The organism is Bacillus licheniformis DSM 13 = ATCC 14580 (genome assembly GCF_000011645.1).
Lineage (GTDB): Bacteria > Bacillota > Bacilli > Bacillales > Bacillaceae > Bacillus > Bacillus licheniformis.
Window position 1 is genome coordinate 851,249 of sequence record NC_006270.3, and the last position, 19,659, is coordinate 870,907.

General features: G+C 48.7%; 19 protein-coding genes. 13 read left to right on the plus strand and 6 right to left on the minus strand.

Going from position 1 to position 19,659, the window contains the following annotated elements; translation table 11 throughout:
* Position 1: 1 nt before the first annotated feature.
* From rlmD to TRNA_RS25665, 5 genes are all read left to right on the plus strand, one after another.
* Positions 2-1,408 (plus strand): 23S rRNA (uracil(1939)-C(5))-methyltransferase RlmD, encoded by a 1,407-nt coding sequence (gene rlmD / locus TRNA_RS25650; RefSeq protein WP_011201586.1) that lies wholly within the window; start codon positions 2-4, stop codon positions 1,406-1,408.
* Between the two features lie 49 nt (positions 1,409-1,457).
* Positions 1,458-1,937 (plus strand): DUF6884 domain-containing protein, encoded by a 480-nt coding sequence (locus tag TRNA_RS25655; RefSeq protein WP_011197658.1) that lies wholly within the window; start codon positions 1,458-1,460, stop codon positions 1,935-1,937.
* 430 nt (positions 1,938-2,367) lie between these two features.
* On the plus strand, positions 2,368-2,514 hold the full coding sequence (locus TRNA_RS43815) for a hypothetical protein (RefSeq protein WP_173400516.1): 147 nt from the start codon (positions 2,368-2,370) through the stop codon (positions 2,512-2,514).
* Entirely contained in the window at positions 2,504-3,067 is a 564-nt protein-coding gene (locus tag TRNA_RS25660; protein ID WP_011197660.1) for a hypothetical protein, read from the plus strand. The genes TRNA_RS43815 and TRNA_RS25660 overlap by 11 nt, the downstream gene beginning before the upstream one ends.
* 4 nt (positions 3,068-3,071) lie before the next feature.
* Positions 3,072-3,794 (plus strand): hypothetical protein, encoded by a 723-nt coding sequence (locus TRNA_RS25665; RefSeq protein ID WP_011197661.1) that lies wholly within the window; start codon positions 3,072-3,074, stop codon positions 3,792-3,794.
* Positions 3,795-3,823: 29 nt separating this feature from the next.
* On the opposite strand, the gene TRNA_RS25670 is transcribed toward TRNA_RS25665, so the two are convergent.
* Positions 3,824-4,399 (minus strand): TetR/AcrR family transcriptional regulator, encoded by a 576-nt coding sequence (locus tag TRNA_RS25670; RefSeq protein WP_003179830.1) that lies wholly within the window; start codon positions 4,397-4,399, stop codon positions 3,824-3,826.
* Between the two features lie 107 nt (positions 4,400-4,506).
* Here TRNA_RS25670 and TRNA_RS25675 point away from each other — a divergent pair, with 107 nt between their 5' ends.
* The 5 genes from TRNA_RS25675 (at position 4,507) to TRNA_RS25695 (ending at position 10,180) form a co-directional block, all read left to right on the plus strand.
* On the plus strand, positions 4,507-5,721 hold the full coding sequence (locus tag TRNA_RS25675) for a macrolide family glycosyltransferase (protein ID WP_011197662.1): 1,215 nt from the start codon (positions 4,507-4,509) through the stop codon (positions 5,719-5,721).
* 76 nt (positions 5,722-5,797) lie between these two features.
* Entirely contained in the window at positions 5,798-6,118 is a 321-nt protein-coding gene (locus tag TRNA_RS25680; protein WP_011197663.1) for a YckD family protein, read from the plus strand.
* A gap of 104 nt (positions 6,119-6,222) precedes the next feature.
* On the plus strand, positions 6,223-7,425 hold the full coding sequence (locus TRNA_RS25685) for an MFS transporter (protein ID WP_003179838.1): 1,203 nt from the start codon (positions 6,223-6,225) through the stop codon (positions 7,423-7,425).
* A gap of 493 nt (positions 7,426-7,918) precedes the next feature.
* Positions 7,919-9,295 (plus strand): sucrose-specific PTS transporter subunit IIBC, encoded by a 1,377-nt coding sequence (locus TRNA_RS25690; protein ID WP_011197664.1) that lies wholly within the window; start codon positions 7,919-7,921, stop codon positions 9,293-9,295.
* A 42-nt stretch (positions 9,296-9,337) separates the two neighbouring features.
* On the plus strand, positions 9,338-10,180 hold the full coding sequence (locus tag TRNA_RS25695) for a PRD domain-containing protein (protein WP_003179841.1): 843 nt from the start codon (positions 9,338-9,340) through the stop codon (positions 10,178-10,180).
* Positions 10,181-10,213: 33 nt separating this feature from the next.
* Here TRNA_RS25695 and TRNA_RS25700 read toward each other — a convergent pair whose 3' ends face one another.
* From TRNA_RS25700 to TRNA_RS25720, 5 genes are all read right to left on the minus strand, one after another.
* A complete protein-coding gene (locus TRNA_RS25700; protein WP_003179842.1) occupies positions 10,214-10,720 on the minus strand; it encodes a carbonic anhydrase in 507 nt (168 codons plus the stop codon).
* Between the two features lie 11 nt (positions 10,721-10,731).
* Positions 10,732-13,353, minus strand: coding sequence for a DUF2309 domain-containing protein (locus TRNA_RS25705; RefSeq protein ID WP_011197665.1), 2,622 nt, complete (start codon positions 13,351-13,353; stop codon positions 10,732-10,734).
* Positions 13,350-14,882 carry an NADH dehydrogenase subunit 5 gene (locus tag TRNA_RS25710; protein WP_011197666.1) on the minus strand — a complete coding sequence of 511 codons (1,533 nt, stop codon included), beginning with the start codon at positions 14,880-14,882 and terminating at the stop codon, positions 13,350-13,352. Before TRNA_RS25710 ends, TRNA_RS25705 begins: the two co-directional genes overlap by 4 nt.
* 175 nt (positions 14,883-15,057) lie before the next feature.
* Entirely contained in the window at positions 15,058-15,432 is a 375-nt protein-coding gene (locus tag TRNA_RS25715; protein WP_009329034.1) for a DUF2294 domain-containing protein, read from the minus strand.
* Positions 15,433-15,701: 269 nt separating this feature from the next.
* The gene (locus tag TRNA_RS25720; RefSeq protein ID WP_011197667.1) at positions 15,702-16,253 is read right to left on the minus strand and encodes a DJ-1 family glyoxalase III; all 552 of its coding nucleotides are present in this window, start codon (positions 16,251-16,253) and stop codon (positions 15,702-15,704) included.
* A gap of 209 nt (positions 16,254-16,462) precedes the next feature.
* Between TRNA_RS25720 and TRNA_RS25725 the strand changes: the two genes are divergently transcribed.
* From TRNA_RS25725 to TRNA_RS25735, 3 genes are read left to right on the plus strand one after another with little or no spacing between them, the layout of a single operon-like run.
* Positions 16,463-17,437, plus strand: coding sequence for a thiamine pyrophosphate-dependent dehydrogenase E1 component subunit alpha (locus TRNA_RS25725; RefSeq protein WP_003179854.1), 975 nt, complete (start codon positions 16,463-16,465; stop codon positions 17,435-17,437).
* Between the two features lie 21 nt (positions 17,438-17,458).
* Positions 17,459-18,493 carry an alpha-ketoacid dehydrogenase subunit beta gene (locus TRNA_RS25730; protein WP_003179856.1) on the plus strand — a complete coding sequence of 345 codons (1,035 nt, stop codon included), beginning with the start codon at positions 17,459-17,461 and terminating at the stop codon, positions 18,491-18,493.
* On the plus strand, positions 18,483-19,649 hold the full coding sequence (locus tag TRNA_RS25735) for a dihydrolipoamide acetyltransferase family protein (protein WP_254926399.1): 1,167 nt from the start codon (positions 18,483-18,485) through the stop codon (positions 19,647-19,649). Before TRNA_RS25730 ends, TRNA_RS25735 begins: the two co-directional genes overlap by 11 nt.
* Positions 19,650-19,659: the final 10 nt, after the last annotated feature.

The window sequence follows — 19,659 nt, forward strand, 5'->3', positions numbered from 1 at the left end:
AATGGAGAGAACACCAGTGAAACGTGACAAAAAAGGATCATCAGCAGAATTAAAAGTCGGACAGCAATTTCCGCTGACGATCAAGCGCCTCGGCATCAATGGCGAAGGCGTCGGCTACTTCAAGAAAAAAGTCGTCTTCGTCCCCGGCGCGCTGCCGGGAGAAGAAGTCGTCGTCGAGGCGACAAAGGTTCATCCGAAATTTTCCGAAGGGCGGGTCAAAAAGGTGCGCAAACGTTCAGAGCACCGCGTCAAGCCGCCCTGCATCATCTATGAGCAATGCGGGGGCTGCCAGCTCCAGCATCTGGCTTATGAAGAGCAGCTGAAAGGAAAACGGGACATCGTCATTCAATCGCTCGAACGGCACACCCGTTTTGACATCGGCAAAATGGACATCAGGCCGACGATCGGCATGGAAAACCCGTGGCACTATCGGAATAAAAGCCAGTTTCAGCTCGGGCTTTCGAAAAACGGAAAGATGGTGGCCGGGCTGTACGGCCTTGACTCGCACCGTCTTGTCCCGATTACGGAATGCATTGTTCAGCATCCGGCGACGAACAAAACGACGCAAACCGTCAAGCAGGTTCTTGAAGACTTCGGCATTTCCGTCTACAACGAACGGAAGCGCACGGGCGATGTCCGCACGATCGTGACGAGGGTCGGCTTCGAGACGGGGGAAGTGCAGGTTGTCCTTGTCACGTCAAAAGAAGACCTGCCGCGCAAGGAGCTCATTGCAGAAGAAATCAAGAAGCGTCTGCCTGAAGTGACATCTGTGATTCAAAACGTCAACAAAGCCAAAACATCGGTTGTCTTCGGCGATGATACAAGGCTCTTAGCCGGCAATATGGTCATTCAGGAATTTCTCGGAGAGGTTTCATTTGAGCTGAGCGCCCGCGCTTTTTTTCAGCTCAATCCGATCCAGACAGTCAAGCTGTATGACGAAGTGAAAAAAGCGGCAAAACTGACCGGGCGCGAAAAAGTCGTCGACGCATATTGCGGCGTCGGCACGATCGGAATGTGGATCGCCGACGGGGCAAAAGAAATCCGCGGCATGGACGTCATCAAAGAATCGATTGATGACGCCAACCAAAACGCCAAAAAGCACGGAATCGAAAATGCGCGCTATGTAACAGGAACGGCCGAGCACTGGCTGCCGAAATGGACAAAAGAAGGCTTCAGGCCCGACGTCGTCATCGTCGATCCGCCAAGAACAGGCTGTGACCGCACGTTCCTTGATACGATCAGGCAGGTTAAGCCGAAGCGGTTCGTTTATGTCTCATGCAATCCGTCAACACTTGCGAAAGATTTGCAGTACTTGGCGAAGGATTACCATGTAGAATACATTCAGCCTGTCGATATGTTTCCGCAGACGGCGCACGTCGAATCGGTCGTATCGCTGAAGCTGAAATAAAACGCCTTTTTAAAGGCGTTTTTTAGCGGAAACAAAAGGGGGATACATGATGAAAAGACTTTGCATCATCCCGTGCGGGGCGAAAAAAATCTGGGATGTTGATCCGGACATCGGCCCGTCCGCCGCAAAGGATGTCTATCTAAGCCCATTTCACCGGGCGTGCCGCGCATATGCGCAGACATTTTTTACGGATTGGGTGATTCTTTCAGCAAAACACGGTTTTTTAAAACCTGAAGATATCGTTCCTGAAAACTATGACGTCACATTTGGGATGCGCCACCCAGAGATTATGCCGGATGGCGGGCTGAAGGCTCAAGGTGAACGGAAAAACCTGATGGATTGCGATGAAATCGTCATGCTCGGCGGAAAAAAATACAGGCCTGTACTGAGGAACGTGTTTGGCAGCGGACAGCAGATCATATACCCGCTGGCGGGATACCGGGGAATCGGCTATATGCTGCAGGCGCTGAAGCGGGCTGTCGATGAAGGCCGGGAACTTGGTGAACATGAAAAAAATGAGTTTTTTTAAAATCGCTGGCAGGGCCCTCAAAATAAAGGACAGGGCATCATCCGAGAGACCGGAAGATGTTTGTTTGGCGATTGGGATATCGGGAGGCAAAATGAAATATTCATTTTTGTCTCTTTTTTTTATGTGATTTTTGTAACGAAAAGAAGGTCAGCGGTACTAATAAGTGAATGGAAAAATTAAAGAAACAGCGGAAGATTTAACACAGGAAGCATTTTATCAGGCTGTGAAAGGCTGGCTCCCACACATTTTTGGGAAAGCCGACAATCAAAACACGGGTGTTTGCGATTGCTAAAAAAACACTTTCGTTCAGGAGCGTCGAAAGCCGGGGCAAACACAATGATTCACCAAGTTAAGGCTGCTTGCTTATCTCCGGAAGAACACTTCCTGAAAACCGTGAAAGAGCGGCGGCTTCTCGAGGAAATCAACCGGCTTGATGAGAATTTACAGGAGATTGTCAGCCTCCGCATCTACGAAAATCGGCATGCTCACAGGCAAAACCGAAAACGATGCCATGGTGGGGGTTCACAGGGCGAAGGTCAAGCTTCAGCAAGAAATGGAGGGGTATGATGAAGGATAAGGAACGCAGTATATTCGAAGATTTGCTTCCTTTATACCATGAGGGGCTGTTAAGCAAAGAGACGGCTGAATGGATTGAGGAAGCGGCCGAAAACGATGAGGAGCTTCAAAAGCTTTTGAAGATGTCGGAAGACGAGCTTCCGAAGGAACATATCGAGTCGTCTGTTCATGAAGGGCAAATGTTTAAAAGAATCAATCGAAAGCTCTCCTTGTACCAGCTGATGTTTATGGCGATTTCATTTTTTCTCGCGATTCGCACATCCCTGTTAAATGAAAGCTTCGGCTTTATTTTGTGGTACGCCGTGCTTGGGTTTGCGGGGTATCTGTTTTTCCGGGATATGAAACTCGTAATGCTCCTCACCTATGCGCCGATTTTCGTTTGGGGGATGGGGGATATTCTGGCCGAATGGGACGCATCCGGCGGTACAGGGGTTGTGGAGCACCTGCTGTATGCCGTCTTTGGCGCTTTCGTGCTCGCTGTTATTCACTGTTTTTTCGCCGCGGTTGGGATGATGATCGGCTGGCTGTTCTTAAAGCTGAAGGAAAGAAGTTGATATGATGAAAAAGAAAGTCTTGTATAGCGTGTTGATTGTGCTGCTCGTTTCCTTTGTGCTTGCCGCTTACAACGCCTTCAACGGAAATCCCGTAAGCAAGAAGCTGTCTCAAACGGCGCTTGAGCATTATTTGACTGACCGCTATCCTGAAAAAGACTTGCGGATCGACAGCGGCATCTATAATTTCAAGTTCACGGAATATGTATTTGAAGTCACTGACACCGGTGATCCAAAGCGCAAAGATCCCTATCTGCTTACTTTGAGAGGGTTTGTTCAACCTGAAGTATACACGGACGGAATCTATGAAGAGAACCTCAATGAACCGCTGATGGAGCGGCTTGGAGAAGAAGCAGGAAAAGAAATCAAAGCGCTTTTATCAAAAAGCATAGACCAACTGAAAGACGTTGACGTGCATGTGGAAGTATTAAAAGGAAAGCTGAAAAATGACGCAAAATGGGAGAAAAGCATCCGCTTAGACAAGCCGATGCAGATTCATATTTTACTTGATGCCGAAAATGCCGGCCGAAAAGAAGTATACAATACGGCGCAAAAGATTCAGCGCCTGTTGAATGAAGAAGGGTACGACTACGAAAGCGTGACGATTAATGCCAACATTTTTGATGGGGAAGATATTAAAGACGAGGAGATCGGCTGTCTTAAATACAGCACCTCCTTTGAAAAAAATACGGAAATCAAGCTGAAGGATGTTGAAGAGCTAAATGATTAACGATCCATCCTTCAGTTTGAAGGATGATATCATACATGCAAGCCGCCGCAGAAGGCGGCGGTTATCTGTTTAATATAAGTGTCTTTAGCGACTTTTTGAAAACGGCCGCCAGCCAATGCGCCAGACGAGAAGTATCCGTATAAAGATGACAGAAAAGCGAAGGCCTGTGAATCTGCATCTCCCTTTTTCATCAGGTTTTTGTCCTGCATCGTCCGAAAGTAGTCTGTTAAATAACAAAGGAGCTCCTCCATATGCTTTAACAGAGAACCGAAAAGATCAGTCATCCTTCCGCCGTCTTGAACAGCGATAAGGTAGAGCGGCTTGTTTTTTTCCATATGAAGCAAATACGATTCTGCAATCAATGTTAAGTCTTTCTCCAGGTTCCAAGTGATATCGTTTTCAAATACGCGCTGAAAGGCTGGTATATAAGAAAATTGTTGAACGGCCGCTTCCAAAAGTCCAAGCTTAGTTTTGAAGTGGCGGTAGACCGTCATCTCGCTGACGCCTGAATGAAGCGCGATATCCTTTATTGTCACCGACTTGAATCCGTATTTTTGCATTAAGTCTAAAGCAGCAGATATGATCCGTTCGTTCGTCTCTTGCAAAGGTGTTTACCCCCATTTTATGATAGTTAGTAGTAACTAACATCAGTCTAATCAGGCGCTCAATTGATGTCAACCTGTTTCAAAAAGGATAAAAAGGAGTTATGATCATGAAAAATATTCTAATCGTCAATTTTCCGGCGGAAGGTCATGTCAATCCTACATTAGGGATCACCAAAGCATTTGCTGACAGAGGCGACAATGTGCACTATCTTTCAACAGAAAAGTATAAAGACAGGCTGGAGGGCGTCGGAGCTACCGTTCATTTATACAAAGATCTGGTGAGAAACGCGCATATTGATCCGAATTCACCGTCCGGCCTTCTTGAATTTTTAAAAATTCATCTCAAAACCTCGCTGTATATTCTAGACATTGTAAAAGAGCTGTCCAAAAGCATTTCGTTCGATGTCGTGTATTATGACACATTCGGTGCGGGTGAATTGGTCAGGGATTATTTGAACATTCCGGGAATCGCTTCGTCGGCTTCATTTCTCTTCGGACAAGAACATAAGAAGATTCTGCCGTTGCATCCGGATTCAGGCGCGGAGCTGCACTTGGACAAAGAATGTGAGGACCTGCTTGCGGAACTGAAAGAAAAGTACGGCGTCTCGCCTAGGCATACAGGACAGTTTATGAGCAATCAGGCGGAGCTGACCGTTGTGTATACAAGCCGGTATTTTCAGCCTGACAGCGGCCGTTTTGGGGATGATGTGCTGTTTATCGGCCCGCGTTTTCCAAAGCGCCTGGACAAGACCGATTTTCCGGTAGAATCGTTGAAGAATGAGAAAGTCATTTATATTTCAATGGGAACCGTACTTGGCAAAACTGCGGATTTTTTCAATATGTGCATTGATGCTTTTCGTGATTTCGACGGCAAGGTTGTCATCGCCGCTGGCGAAAAATCGGACTACGCGGAAATTAAAGAAGTGCCGGAGCATTTTATCATCGCCCCGTATGTGCCGCAATTAGAGGTGCTTAAAGAGGCCGATGTGTTCATCACGCACGGCGGCATGAACAGCGTCAATGAAGGCATCCATTACCGTGTCCCGATGGTTGTGCTTCCGCATGATAAAGATCAGCCGATGATCGCCCAGCGCTTGAAAGAGCTGAATGCGGGATATCCTCTGTTTGCAGAAGAAGTGAATGCTGAAAGATTGAGAGATGCAGCAGAACAAGTGCTCACTGACGGAAAATATCAGGAAGGTATTCAAAAAATTGATGAAAGCTTCAGCAACTGCATGGACATTAAAGATGCATTGGCGCGTATTGATGAATATACGGCGCGGAAAAAAGTCGCTGCAGCCATAACAGAAAGCCGCTACTAAGCGGCTTTTTTTATGCATAAACACCGCAAAAAAGAAAAAAATAGAATGAATCATAGATCAGAAAGGATGTTGCATGATGCGCAAACTGTGCGTTTGCCTGCTTCTCGTCATTCCGCTGTCATGTACGGCTGTCATGCCCTCTGCCTACGGGGAAACACGCGTTTATCAAGAGTTGACGGACAAGCAGAAAAATGAACTGGCTTCTTTGCAAAAGGACATTATGGAAAAGAAAAAACAGCTGATCAATAAGTATGTGGAGTACGGAATACTTGATCAGGAAAGGGGAAAGGAAATCAAGTCTCATATTGAAAAGCGCTATGAAAAAGAGCGGGAAGACGGATTTTTGCCAAAGTGGAAGCACCATAAAGAAAAGTTTCGCCCGCATCACATTCATTAAACTGAAAAAGACGGCGCCTCATTTTCTTCGTGACAAAAGTGTAAAGACAGGTGTAAACTAATACTCATGTAAACTGCTAAGAGAGTAAAAGAGGTGTTGTGAGTATGAAGAACCGTCCTGTTTCAGAGCGCAGACTGCTTGGCATCGCAGGCCTCGGCTGGCTTTTTGATGCCATGGACGTTGGTATATTATCGTTTATTATCGCCGCTTTGCACGCGGAATGGAAGTTGACGCCGCAGGAAATGAGCTGGATCGGCAGCGTCAACTCAATCGGCATGGCTGTCGGGGCATTTGTCTTTGGCCTTTTGGCTGACCGCGTCGGAAGAAAATATGTTTTTATTATTACGCTGCTGTTTTTCTCGATCGGCAGCGGGTTGTCCGCTTTAACGACGACATTGTGGGCATTTTTAGTGCTGCGCTTTTTCGTCGGAATGGGGCTCGGGGGAGAGCTTCCAGTCGCATCTACGCTCGTATCTGAAACCGTTGCGCCTGATCGGAGGGGAAGAGTCGTCGTCCTGCTCGAAAGTTTCTGGGCATTCGGCTGGCTGGCTGCAGCGCTCATTTCGTATTTTATTATTCCGGCCTACGGCTGGCAGATTGCTTTATTGATAACTGCGATACCGGCTTTTTACGCCTTATATTTGCGGATTGCCCTGCCGGATTCTCCGAAATATGAGAAGCTTGCGCAGGAAAGGAAGCCGACCATCATGGAAAATGTGAAAAGCGTCTGGTCCCGCAAATATGCCCGGCCTACGGCCATGCTGTGGATCGTCTGGTTTTGCGTCGTCTTTTCCTACTATGGCATGTTTCTTTGGCTGCCGAGCGTCATGGTGATGAAAGGATTCAGCATGATCAAGAGCTTTGAGTACGTCCTGATTATGACGCTGGCTCAGCTGCCCGGCTATTTCTCCGCGGCATGGCTGATTGAAAAAGCCGGTCGGAAAATGGTGCTTACCGTCTACTTGCTGGGGACGGCTGTCAGCGCCTACTTCTTCGGATCGGCTGAATCGCTGGCGCTTTTGCTTGTGTCAGGCATGTTTTTATCATTTTTCAACCTTGGTGCGTGGGGTGCGCTTTACGCTTATACCCCGGAACAATACCCGACGTCAATCAGGGGGACCGGCGCAGGAATGGCAGCCGGCTTTGGCCGAATCGGCGGCATCCTGGGCCCGCTTCTTGTCGGCTATCTCGTCGCCCGGGGAACAGAGATTTCAATGATCTTTTTCATCTTCTGCATCGCCGTTGTTGCGGCCGTCGCAGCCATCATCTTTTTGGGGACCGAGACGAAGCAGAAAGAGCTTGCCTAATGTCTGAATTCTGCGTCATAATAGACGGACGCGAAAATTTGGAAAGAGTTGGTTGAATTGAAAAAGAAAGCCATTATGAAAACATTGAGATTGACAGTATGGGTTTAGAAGGGGGAAGAACGGCCCGGCTGCAAGGAACGCGCAATTGCCACCTGAATACGTAGAGAAGGCGCTTGTAGCGCCTTCTCTTTTTTATATATGCAGGATATATAGGTGGTTTGCACTATTGATGTCCATGGCCGAAGAGAATAGAATCATATTAAGAACCAATATCGCCGGGATTGTTACTGGTAAGGCAGGCAAGACCTAAAATGTGCTAAAGGAACCGCAGCCCTTAGTGTGCTTTTTTGCGCCTATCGGCTGATGCTTTCGCATGTTTTAGGTCTTTTTTTGTTTCTTTCGCCAGGGGGCTTTAGACGTAATGACACATTTTTCATTTTGATCGTCTTCTGTTGATTTGATAGGATAGAAAAATTGGAGGAGGTAGGTGCGGGTGCAGCATAAAGAGATTGCAAGAGAACTCTTGCCCCTCATTGGAGGCGCGGAGAATATCATCAGCATCAGCCATTGTACGACAAGGCTGCGCTTCAATGTCAGGGATGAAGAAAAAATCGATATAGCTGCTATTGAAAAGATGGAGTCTGTGCAGGGGACTTTTTTCAGATACGGTTTGTTCCAGATCATTTTCGGTACAGGTGTGGTCAATAAAATTTATAAGGAAATGATCCAATACAGCGATCCGGCTCCTTTTGAAGAAGCCCGTCGGGAGGCGCGGCCGAACATGAACGTATTGACGCGATTTGCCAAAACGCTGTCAGACATCTTTGTGCCGATCATTCCTGCAATCGTTGCGAGCGGATTGCTCATGGGTCTCATTAGTGTGCTTAAAGAATTCAGCCTCGGCGCTTATGGCGGCCCGCTGATGAAAATGCTCGACATTTTTTCAAGCTCAGCGTTTGTCATTTTGCCTGTGCTGATCGGGTTCAGTGCGGCTAAACAGTTTGGAGCCAATCCATTTTTAGGCGCCGTCATCGGCGGTATTTTGACCCATCCTGATTTGCTCGATCCTTCAATGCTCGGCAGCCAAAAGCCGGAATCCATCGAAGTATTCGGCCTTGAAGTCCCTTTGATCGGATACCAGGGGACAGTCATTCCGATTCTCTTATCCGTCTACATGATGAGCAAAATCGAAAAATTCTTGAAAAGAATCGTCCCCAGTTCTTTAGATTTGATCGTTGCCCCGTTTATTACAGTCATGGCTTCCGGGTTTGCCGCGCTGTTTATCATGGGCCCGCTCTCACTGATGATCGCCCATTTCATAAGCGACTGTCTCGGGTTTGTTTATCATTTTGCGGGGGCGTGCGCCGGATTTTTATTTGGCGGGCTTTACGCCTTACTCGTTTTGAGCGGCCTGCACCACAGTTTTTATGTGATTGAAGCGTCGCTGCTCGCAGATCCCGAATACGGGGTCAATTTTCTGCTTCCAATATGGTCGATGGCCAATGTCGCGCAGGGAGGAGCGGGACTCGCCGTATTTTTGAAAACAAAGAATGACGGCATCAGAAAGATTGCGATTCCGGCTTCTCTCACGGCCTTTTTGGGAATCGTCGAACCGGTCATGTTTGGCGTCAACCTGAAACTCGTCAGGCCGTTTATCGGCGCATCGATCGGAGGCGCACTCGGAGGTGCATACGCCGTCTTCACACACGTGGCGGCAAATTCTTACGGATTGTCCGGCATCCCGATGATTTCAATTATTCTCCCTCTTGGCACCGCCAATCTCATTCATTATTTAATCGCTTTTGCGATTGCGGTGATTTCAGCATTTATTGCGACTTTGTGTCTTGGCTTTAAAGATGAAAAAGAATAATTCCGTTTTCATTCATTAAAACAGGATGAAAGGAAGGCAGCTATGAAAGTAAAAAAAATCTTAAACAACAATGCGCTCGTCGTAAAGGATCGCGGCGAGGAAAAGATCGTATTAGGGTCCGGAATCGCATTTCAAAAAAAGAAGAATGATATTGTCGACAGATCTAAAATTGAAAAAATATTCGTGATGAAAGATTCATCAGAATACCGCCAATTCGAGGAGATCTTAAAAACATTGCCGGAAGATCATATTCAGGTGGCGGAGGATATTATTTCTTATGCGGAAAAAGAGCTCGGGATCAAAATCAATGAGCGAATCCATGTCGCCTTTTCAGATCATTTATCCTTCGCGATAGAACGGTTAAGCAAGGGAATGGTCATTAAAAATCCGCTGCTTCAAGAAGTCAAAGTCCTCTACACGAAAGAATTTCAAATCGGCCGCTGGGCAAAGGCTCTCATTAAAGAAAAGCTGAAGATCGATATCCCCGAGGATGAAGTCGCCAATATTGCGCTGCATATCCACACAGCCAAAACAAACGCGGGAGATATGACAAAAACGCTCGATCTCACAACGATGATCAAGGATATTATCGAGATCATCGAAAACAAACTCAACATTAAAATAAAGGATGAGACGATTTCGTATGAGAGGCTTGTCAACCATCTCCGTTTCGCCATTCAGCATATCGAGTCGGGAGAGACATTTTACGAAATGGATGGTGAGATGATCAGCCTCATTAAAAAGAAGTTTGGACAAGCGTTTATGTGCGCAGAAGAAATCGGGGCATTTGTGAAGCGGGAGTATGGCTTTGAATTTCCGGAAAAAGAGCTGTGCTACATTACCATGCATATTCAGAGATTTTATCAGCGGTCTGCTGTCGTGTAAAGATGCCTGCGTTTAAGACAAAACGGAGCCCTGTTAACGGGCTCCGTTTTTGTTTAAAGCTTCAACTTCCGTTAAAACCGATTTATCGATTAGAAATCCTTTCACTTTGACGTGCAAAGGGATTAACGGGTGCCTGCGGATGGCGGCGACGCTTTTTTGTACACCTTCGGCCACGTTTTCGCTCGGTGACAGCCATTCATCAATGCTGCCTTGCGTAAATTCCGGACTGCAGTTTTGGAAAAGGTACTCTAAAGTTTGCATTCTATCTTTTAAATCTTTGTCTCTATTTAAAAGGTCAGAAATATCTTCATCTGCCGATGGTTCGTATTTGTCGCGGACAATCCAGATTTCTTCCGCTTTGTTCCGGTGGACAAGGGTGATGATATCCCTCATGAAATCACCGTAGGGCTGTGAAATATCAGGGAAGACGCTTTTTAAAACGAGGGCGTCCTCCGGCTGAATATTTGCTGCCCGGCAGATGGTCTGTTCAAGCTGTTTCTCCATTCCGATAATCATGAGTATTTTTTTGTTTTCTTCCATGACATTTCACCTCATTCATTTATCGTGTTTGTCCAGTTCTTCCATTTTCCCTCCGGATTAATAGATGCCAGATGAATCCATCCGTTCTCCGCCTTTTGCCGGAAGCTGTGATCGCGGTCAAGGAGCCGTTCGATATCATCATCCGGCGCTTCAATCACGATCAGCAGCCTGAGAGGCGCATGATAGATTTCGTCATCTGACCGCATGACGGACTGCCATGGGAGACCGGCCAAAAGATCGCTTGCATTTCCTTGCATAACGCCGAGACCGGCAGTGACGGTTTGAGTTGCTTTATTTCCGCTTCCATAATAATGCGGTGCAACGGTTGACGCGTAATACTGCAGATTGATCCATTGGGCCACTGTTCCAGGCCCTGAAATGATGCCGCTAAGGATGGAGCCGTCCTCGTCATTCCGCCAGTCATAGCTGTGCAGAAAAGCCCTTCCCTCAAGGTCGGCCCCCCGTGTAAGCCGGCGTGTGCCGATGATGAATGAGGCATTTCGGGCCAGCCCCCATTCGGGACGGATTTCGCTCCAATCTTCGGCGAAGCGCTCAACTTCATTCCGCGGATTTTGATAGCCGAGCTGCGGCAGCTCTTCTAAGCGTTCGGCTCCGACAGTACGGCTCACATCGGGAAGCACAGAGTTGATGCGGTCAAACGCTTGTTGAGCTTTAGCCGGCAGCTCAGGTACATAGAGCCAGTGCAGTTCATCCAAAGTTGTAATGTGCTCTGCGGCAGCGAATACCGTATCATCCGGAATAAAAATGCCGTCGGAGCGAAGCCTCTCTCTGACGCTTGGAAGATTGCATAAAGCGGCTAGGACGCGTGCGTTGAAAGCGCCAGATGCGCCTCCGCAGGCGCCGCAGTCCAGTGCCGATGCATAAGGGTTATTCGTGCTTCTGCTGCCGTGCCCGCAAATGACAACCAGCGGAGCGAACCGGTCTGTGATCCCCATCATCTTTAATGCCTGTCTGGCATAGGCGGCTTTTTCTTCTTCCGTAAATCCGACCGGAATGCCGGCTTCAGATGTTTCCGTGCGATCAAGCGAGAGCTTTGTCTGAGGCTTCTTCAGCCATGTTTTCCGCGCATTTCTGAATGCTTGGCCGGCTGCGCGGGGGACAAGGCTGCGCGCGGCCATTTGCAGGCTCAGCCAAGGCCCGCTCACTTCGGGAAGCAGCATGCCCGCCAATAGATTCTGTTTCATCGTTTTAAAGGCGGAGCTCAGTGAGGCTGCCGCTTTTTTATGTTCTTGATACGACTTAAAGGGTAATTCTTCGGCCGTTTCTTCTACTCGATGCTGCGGTTTTAGGATGACCGGCAGAGAGCTGTGGCTGTGTTTAGTGCCTAGTTCGCACGTTTCGATTGCCATATTGAAAAAGCCCGCTGTTCCATATGTTTCAAAAGGGCCTGACTTTTCCAATGCCCTGCGGAACGGCTCTGAACGGACGTCAATACAAAATGCGAATTGGGCCAGCACCGTTTCGCTTTTGTCAGCAGCGGCAGGTTTGTTTGCCGTGATGAGCTTCCTTACCTCAGCGGCGTATGTTTGTTCCCAAGCTTCCAGCCAGAGACGCCTGCGCGTTATATCATCAAAGCGGCGGGCGAGTGTTAATCTCGCTTTTTGCTCTGCTGCGGAAAGTTCGAGCCATTCTTCAGGCGTAAGGCCGCCCCAATGCAGCCAGGACGCAATCAAAGGAACGAGCTGCATCTCTTTTTCAGGATTCGGCTTAGGCAGCGGTAAATAAGGCTCAACAAGCATCCATTCCATTGAAAGCCGGACAGCCAAATACTCGAGCAGCAGTTCTTCTTCGTCCTGCGATTGCTGAGAACGCCAAAGCATCATCCCGGCCCATCCCGGCAGAGAAAGCAGATGAGCTTCAAGGTATGCCTGAACGTCTGCATTGGAAATATCAAACGCTCGGAGCGCTTTTTTCATAGCGTCCCGCGGCTCTTCCGGCCATCCATTCAGGCGTTGGCGTTCTGCGCGCGACAGAGCGGGATCATGTTCAACAAGCTGCCGCCATGCGCTGTAAAACCCTTTCTCACGATGCGGAAGCCGCCATGCCGATTGTGATTCATCAAGGAACAGCTTGCACCATTTAATCACATGATGGTCAAGGAGGTGAGCACTTTTCTGTCCGGCAAAAACGCTGAGCGGTTTGATAAAGCTTGTTTTTCGGCCATCGATTGTCCCGCGGGCCGCTTGTTTGGCAAGCTTTTTCACTTGCCGGGATCTCAAGAGCTGTCCAGGTATTTCGTCCAGCTTGAGGGCGGCTTTGCAAAATGCCTCCGCTGTTTCCCTCTGCATGCCGGGCTGATGTGAATCGAGCCAATTGATCAGCTTTTTTTCAAGAATCGTTTCATCGATTTCTCCCCGTTGTTTTGCGGAACGGAAAATGGAGGACTTTGGGTAGATATCAACATGAAGCTGCTGTTTAAGCTGCCGGGCCGTCTGTTCAAATGTTTGTTCTTCAAGGCCCATCCACGGATGACGAGCGGCAAAGGTTTCAATCGGCCAAAGCGGCGCGATGACCCGTGCTGCTGATTGAACCAACTCATCCATATTAAAGTCCGCAGTCTGATGTTCATATTGGAATATCAATTGTTTAGACAATGTGGGTGCTGCTTTCATGATTGGCGACCTCCCTGAGTAAGATATTGGTCAAGATAATTCGGCCGTTCTTCGACCGATTCGAAATGGGGTTCACCCGTTTTCACAAGACGTAAATAAAGTGCGCCGGACCATGCAAAGCGCTGCCGAACGATCAACGCGCCGGCCGCACTGCCGGCTAACAAAACGACTGCCGTCAAAACGGCCGCCATTGCAGGCGGCTCAGCCCCCTGTACAACAGCATCCTTCAGGAGCCCGTGTAAAACGGAATGAATGATGGCGAACGCGAGTGAAGCCCCTGTTAAAATGAAAAGTCCGGCAATTCGTGTGACGCGTCCGTAATTGGCTGTGACAAGCTGCCTCCAAGCAATGAACAGTGCCCAGCCTAAAACAAGGGCGCTGATCAATTGATAGCCATCGTCCGTAGCTGAGGCCCAGATTCCGATGACGAGAGCAAGAGCAAAGACGCCGCCTATCATGTTCCAAAAAAGAGCCGGTCTGCCCGGTTTAGATGCGAACGATTCATAACGGCGCACCGCTGATCCGGCTTGCAGGAAAAGGGCGGCTTTGAACAGGCCGTGCAAAATGAGGTGAATAACAGCCGCAATATAGGCCCCTAATGCGCATTGGACGAGCATAAAACCCATCTGCGCGACCGTTGAAGCTGCGAGCTGCCGCTTGTAGTCCGTTTGGACGATCATCATGCCCGTTCCGAGCAAGACGGAAAGGACGGCGGGTACAAGCAGAATAAGCTGCAGTACATCACCGCTGAACATCGGTGCAAAACGAGTCAGCATGACGCCGCCTACATTTACAAGTCCGGCGTGCATGACTGCGGAAACGGGAGTCGGAGCGATTGCTGAATCGAGCAGCCAACGATGAAACGGCCACTGTGCCGCAGGAATCATCACCGTTAAAATGACGAGGAGGCCGATCCCGGTTTTCTCCCATGAGCTGAGCTGTACAAGGCTTTCTTCCGCTATGGCGGATGATAATCGCCAGTGTCCCGTCGAAAGAGACAGCCAAAGAGCGGCAGCTGCTATCGCCAGCCAGCTGAGCGCAAAGATCCGGCCCGCATACAAAGCGGCATTTTTCGCCGCCTGCCACGCGCTGTTTAAGCCGATTAGCGCAGTCAAGCCGAGCAGCGTGATCCCCCAGCATAAAAGGAGCCAGCGAAGATCATCGTTCAGCCAGGCGCATGAAGCTCCTCCTGTCGTAAGCGTCAGCAGCACAAAAAATTTACGGTAGGAGCGGTCGCCGAATAAATACCGGACAGAGTAGCGCTGGACGATGAAGCCGATAGTCAAGACAAACAAGGCGATCAGCCAAGCAAGCGAATCCAAGCGCCAAGAAGCTTCAGCCTGCCCGGGATTTGCCGTTATCAATGCTGCCAGCGCGGCAAGCGGAGGCAGGGCGATGATTTTGGCATGAATCCGTACATATGCCAATGGAACCTTTCGATTCAGGACGAGCAGTGCGCTGAACAAACAAAGCGCAAGCGACGCGAAAAATATTTTCAGCCAAAATAAAGAATCTAGCATATCAAACATCCGGCATCCCTCCGTCGGGGTGATGGAATAGAACATACTGTTTCATATCTTGCCTTCCTTTCTGAAAACGTAAAAAAAGCCGGTATATTCAGGACTGGCCTATTTCAGCCAATCTTTCTGAATGATACCGGCTTATCTTTAACTCATGTTCATGCTTTAAAGATCTTCCGTTTTTCTATGACAATTTTTTTTGCAGGTCGTTTGCCAATTTAAACACCATAATCCGTTCGCCTGTGCGCGTGCTGATATCCGTATGAAAGCTGATCGTCTCTTCACCGGTCAGCTTCTTCATCATGCGGCTCAGCTGCTCTATACCCGATTCCACCAAACCGGAGCGGGTTCTTTTAATTGACAGCAGGCCTTCTTTTGTACTGCAAAGTTCGTATTCGGCGGGCGTCAAAATACCGTTCAGGGAAACGATGACCATATTTCTTATAATATCTGTTTTAACAGATACGGATCCGCGTCCCAAATAGTCTTTTTCCCATTGGGTTAAGGCTTTGCTTATCTCCGCCTCCAAAGACCCCTTCGTCACCTTCTGTTTTTCCAATGCTATATCCTCCTGAAAAACGGTATATTTCTTTTCCTTATACAAGAGTATAGGGAAAATGAAATATACCGTCCTATCAAAATGTTAATGTCATGCATGGTAAAGGTTGCTTTTTCATGCGACCATAATGGGATTATAGCCGAATGCTAAAGCTCTTTTGCATGAGATTACGATTATTGATTTTACGGAATTACTTTTTAAATATCATATCTTTTAAGATTTATGATGTCAATACCGTCTTTTATTGGATAAAAAAGAGGAATGCCGTCTTAGCAGACGAGCATTCCCTTGGCGACTGCACCGGCTTTTTCCTTGCCGTTCAGCAGTTCGGCAAGCTTGAGGGCAAACGGGATCGTGGTCGCCGGCCCTCTGGAAGTAATGATATTTCCATCAACGACGACGTTTTCATGTGCGGTGACATCCGCCCCTGTTAAATGTTCTTCAACTCCCGGATAGCAGGTCGCTTTTTTTCCGCTGACAAGCCCCGTTTTTCCGAGCGTCATCGTTGCCGCACAAATGGCGGCAACATATTTTCCTGCATTTGCCGCTTCTGTCAGCATCTTATGCAGAGCTTGATGCTCCAGCATTTTTTTGCTGCCTACATTTCCGCCCGGAAGAATCAGCATATCCGCTTCTTGCCAATCAGCATCGTCAAACATGACGTCTGCCTCGACGACAATGTCATGTCCGCCTTTCACGCTGCGCGATGGATCAAGCGAGACGGTGACGGTCTCAACTTCTGCCCTTCGTAAAACATCAATTGTTGCTATCGCTTCAATTTCTTCGAATCCGTCGATTAAAAAAACATACGCTTTCTTCATGAAAAAACCTCCTTCGTCTCTACCGTTCATTCTAACCGCGGCAACGACATTTCCGCAACTGACGAAGTAGACAAATTGAGACATCTGTCTCGTTTTGTCTCTTGTTCTGAAAGGATGTCCGCCTGAAAAGCGGCTTATGTTCGCTTCGGAGAGCTGGCACGATTTTTGCATCATAACGTGTGAGTAAAAAAGATAGGAGGTTTTTTCATATGGAAGAGGCACTGACAAAGGAAAAAGCAGTGTGGATGTATCAAAAAATGCTGGAAATCCGCTATTTCGAAGATCAGGTTCATCAGCTGTTTGCTAAAGGAATACTGCCGGGTTTTGTCCATCTTTACGCCGGAGAAGAAGCGGTCGCTGCGGGCGTCTGCGCTCATCTGAATGATGAAGACACCATCACGAGCACACATCGCGGCCATGGGCACTGCATTGCAAAAGGGTGCGACTTGAAAGGCATGATGGCCGAGATATACGGAAAATCTGCAGGACTTTGTAAAGGAAAAGGCGGATCGATGCATATTGCAGACTTTGACAAAGGGATGCTAGGCGCAAACGGAATCGTCGGCGGGGGATTTCCTTTGGCCTGCGGAGCAGCTCTCACTGCAAAGTATAAAAAGACTAAAAATGTAAGCGTTTGCTTTTTTGGCGACGGCGCCAACAACCAGGGGACATTTCACGAAGGGATCAACCTTGCCGCCATCTGGAAGCTCCCTGTCATATTTGTCGCCGAAAACAACGGGTATGGCGAAGCGACTCCGTTTTCCTATGCGTCAAGCTGCGAGTCGATCGCAGATCGTGCGGCCGCTTATGGGATTCCGGGCGTTCGCGTTGATGGAAAAGATGCGGCCGCGGTCTTCCAGGCTGCGGGCCGGGCGATAGAGCGTGCCAAAAACGGAGAAGGACCGACGCTCATTGAGTGTATGACATACCGGAACTACGGCCATTTTGAAGGAGATGCCCAGCGCTACAAAACAAATGAAGAAAAAGCGGTGCATCAGGAAGAAAAAGATGCCATTGCCGTGTTCAAAAGCGAACTGCTGGCAAAAGGGCTGATGAGTGAAGAAGAGCAGTCGCGGATTGAAAAAGAAGTTGAAGAAGCGGTCGAGGAAGCGGTCGCATTCAGCGAAAAAAGCGCTTATCCGGAAGAAACCGAACTGCTGACGGATGTATATGTATCCTATTAATTCATGAAGGGGGAAGGAAACATGACGAGGGAAATCAGCATGTCAGCCGCATTGAATGAAGCGATCAAACTTGCGATGAGAAGGGACGATCACGTCATTTTAATGGGGGAAGATGTCGCAGGAGGAGCGAATGTCGATCATCTGCAGGATGATGAAGCATGGGGCGGTGTGCTCGGCGTCACGAAAGGGATTGTTCAGGAATTTGGACGGGAGCGCGTCCTTGATACGCCGATCAGTGAAGCGGGGTACATCGGCGCAGCCATGGCTGCTGCTTCAACCGGTTTAAGGCCGATCGCGGAATTGATGTTTAACGATTTTATCGGAACATGTTTGGACCAGGTGCTGAACCAGGGAGCGAAATTCCGCTACATGTTTGGCGGCAAAGCGGAAGTTCCGATTACGATCCGGACGACCCACGGCGCCGGCTTTAGGGCGGCCGCCCAGCATTCGCAAAGCTTGTATGCCCTATTTACAAGCATTCCCGGACTGAAAGTGATTGTGCCGTCGACCCCGTACGACGCAAAAGGATTATTGCTCGCTGCGATTGAAGATCAGGACCCGGTTATCTTTTTTGAAGACAAAACGCTGTACAACATGACAGGCGATGTGCCGGAAGAATATTACACGCTTCCAATCGGAAAAGCAGATATCAAGCGGAAAGGCGCCGATGTAACGATTGTTGCAATCGGCAAACAGGTTCATACGGCGCTTCAAGCGGCGGAACAGCTCTCAGCGCGGGGAATCGAAGCCGAAATCCTTGATCCGCGAAGCCTTTCGCCGCTTGATGAAGAGGCCGTCCTTGCATCCGTAGAAAAAACAAACAGGCTTGTGATCGTCGATGAGGCCAATCCGAGATGCAGCATCGCCGCGGATATCGCATCATTGGCGGCAGATAAAGGATTTGATTCGCTTGACGCACCGGTTAAAAAGGTGACGGCTCCGCATACGCCGGTGCCATTTTCACCGCCTCTTGAAGACCTGTATTTGCCGACGCCGGAAAAAGTCGTGAACACCGTGCTTGAGATGCTCGGAGAAACATCAACACATACGGTGTAAAGATTGGAAAGGAGAGGAGAACATGGCTGTCGAAGTGGTCATGCCGAAATTGGGGATGTCGATGAAAGAAGGTACGGTTTCCGTCTGGAATAAAAAAGTCGGGGAAGCCGTTGAAAAAGGAGAAAGCATTGCCAGCATCAATTCCGAAAAAATCGAAATGGAAATCGAATCTCCGGCAAACGGAACCGTGTTGGACATCCAAGTATCTGAAGGAGAGGGAGTGCCGCCGGGAACCGTCATCTGCCGCATCGGAAATGAAAACGAACAAACGCAGGAGAGCCAAACAAAACAGCCGGATCCCACGAAAGAACGGATTAAAATTTCTCCGGCTGCGCGCAAAATTGCGCAAAGCGCAAATATAGACATCAAAACGCTGAAGGGCACAGGCCCCGGGGGGAGAATTACGAAAGCGGATGTGTTGCAGGCGCTTCCCGGCCGGCCGAACAAGCAGGCGGCTAAGGCTGAAGCTGAAGAGCGGCCGCCGGCAAGCCCGATGAGGAAAACGATAGCCGCAAGAATGACGGAAAGCCTGCAAAACAGCGCCCAGCTGACGATTACGATGAAGGCGGACATCACGAAATTAACAGTCCTGCAAAAACAGCTTAATGAAACCGCTCAATCAAGATACGATACGAAGCTGACGATCACTGATTTTGCCGCCAGGGCAGCTGTTTTTTCGCTTTTGGATCATCCGGCCATGAACAGTGTTTATCAAGACGGAAGGCTTGCGACCTTTGAGCATGTTCATTTAGGAGTGGCGGCCGCTTTGGACGAAGGCCTGGCCGTTCCCGTCATCCGCCATGCCGAGCGGCTCCCGCTGATCGAATTGGCCAAGAAAATCAAATGGTACGCCAAAAAAGCGCGGGAAGGCCGGCTTCTACACGATGAAATAGAAGGATCGACATTTACGATTACAAACCTCGGCGCATATGGTGTCGAGCACTTTACCCCGATCTTGAATCCGCCGGAAACCGGGATACTCGGAGTCGGCCAAATGTATTCGGCACCCGTTTATCAAGACGGAGAACTGACAAAGGGCGCCATTCTGCCGCTCAGTCTGACTTTTGATCACCGCGCGCTTGATGGTGCGCCTGCTGCAGCATTCCTTTCAGATGTGAAAAACTATTTGGAAGATCCGGCATCAATTCTTTTATAGAGAGAAGGTG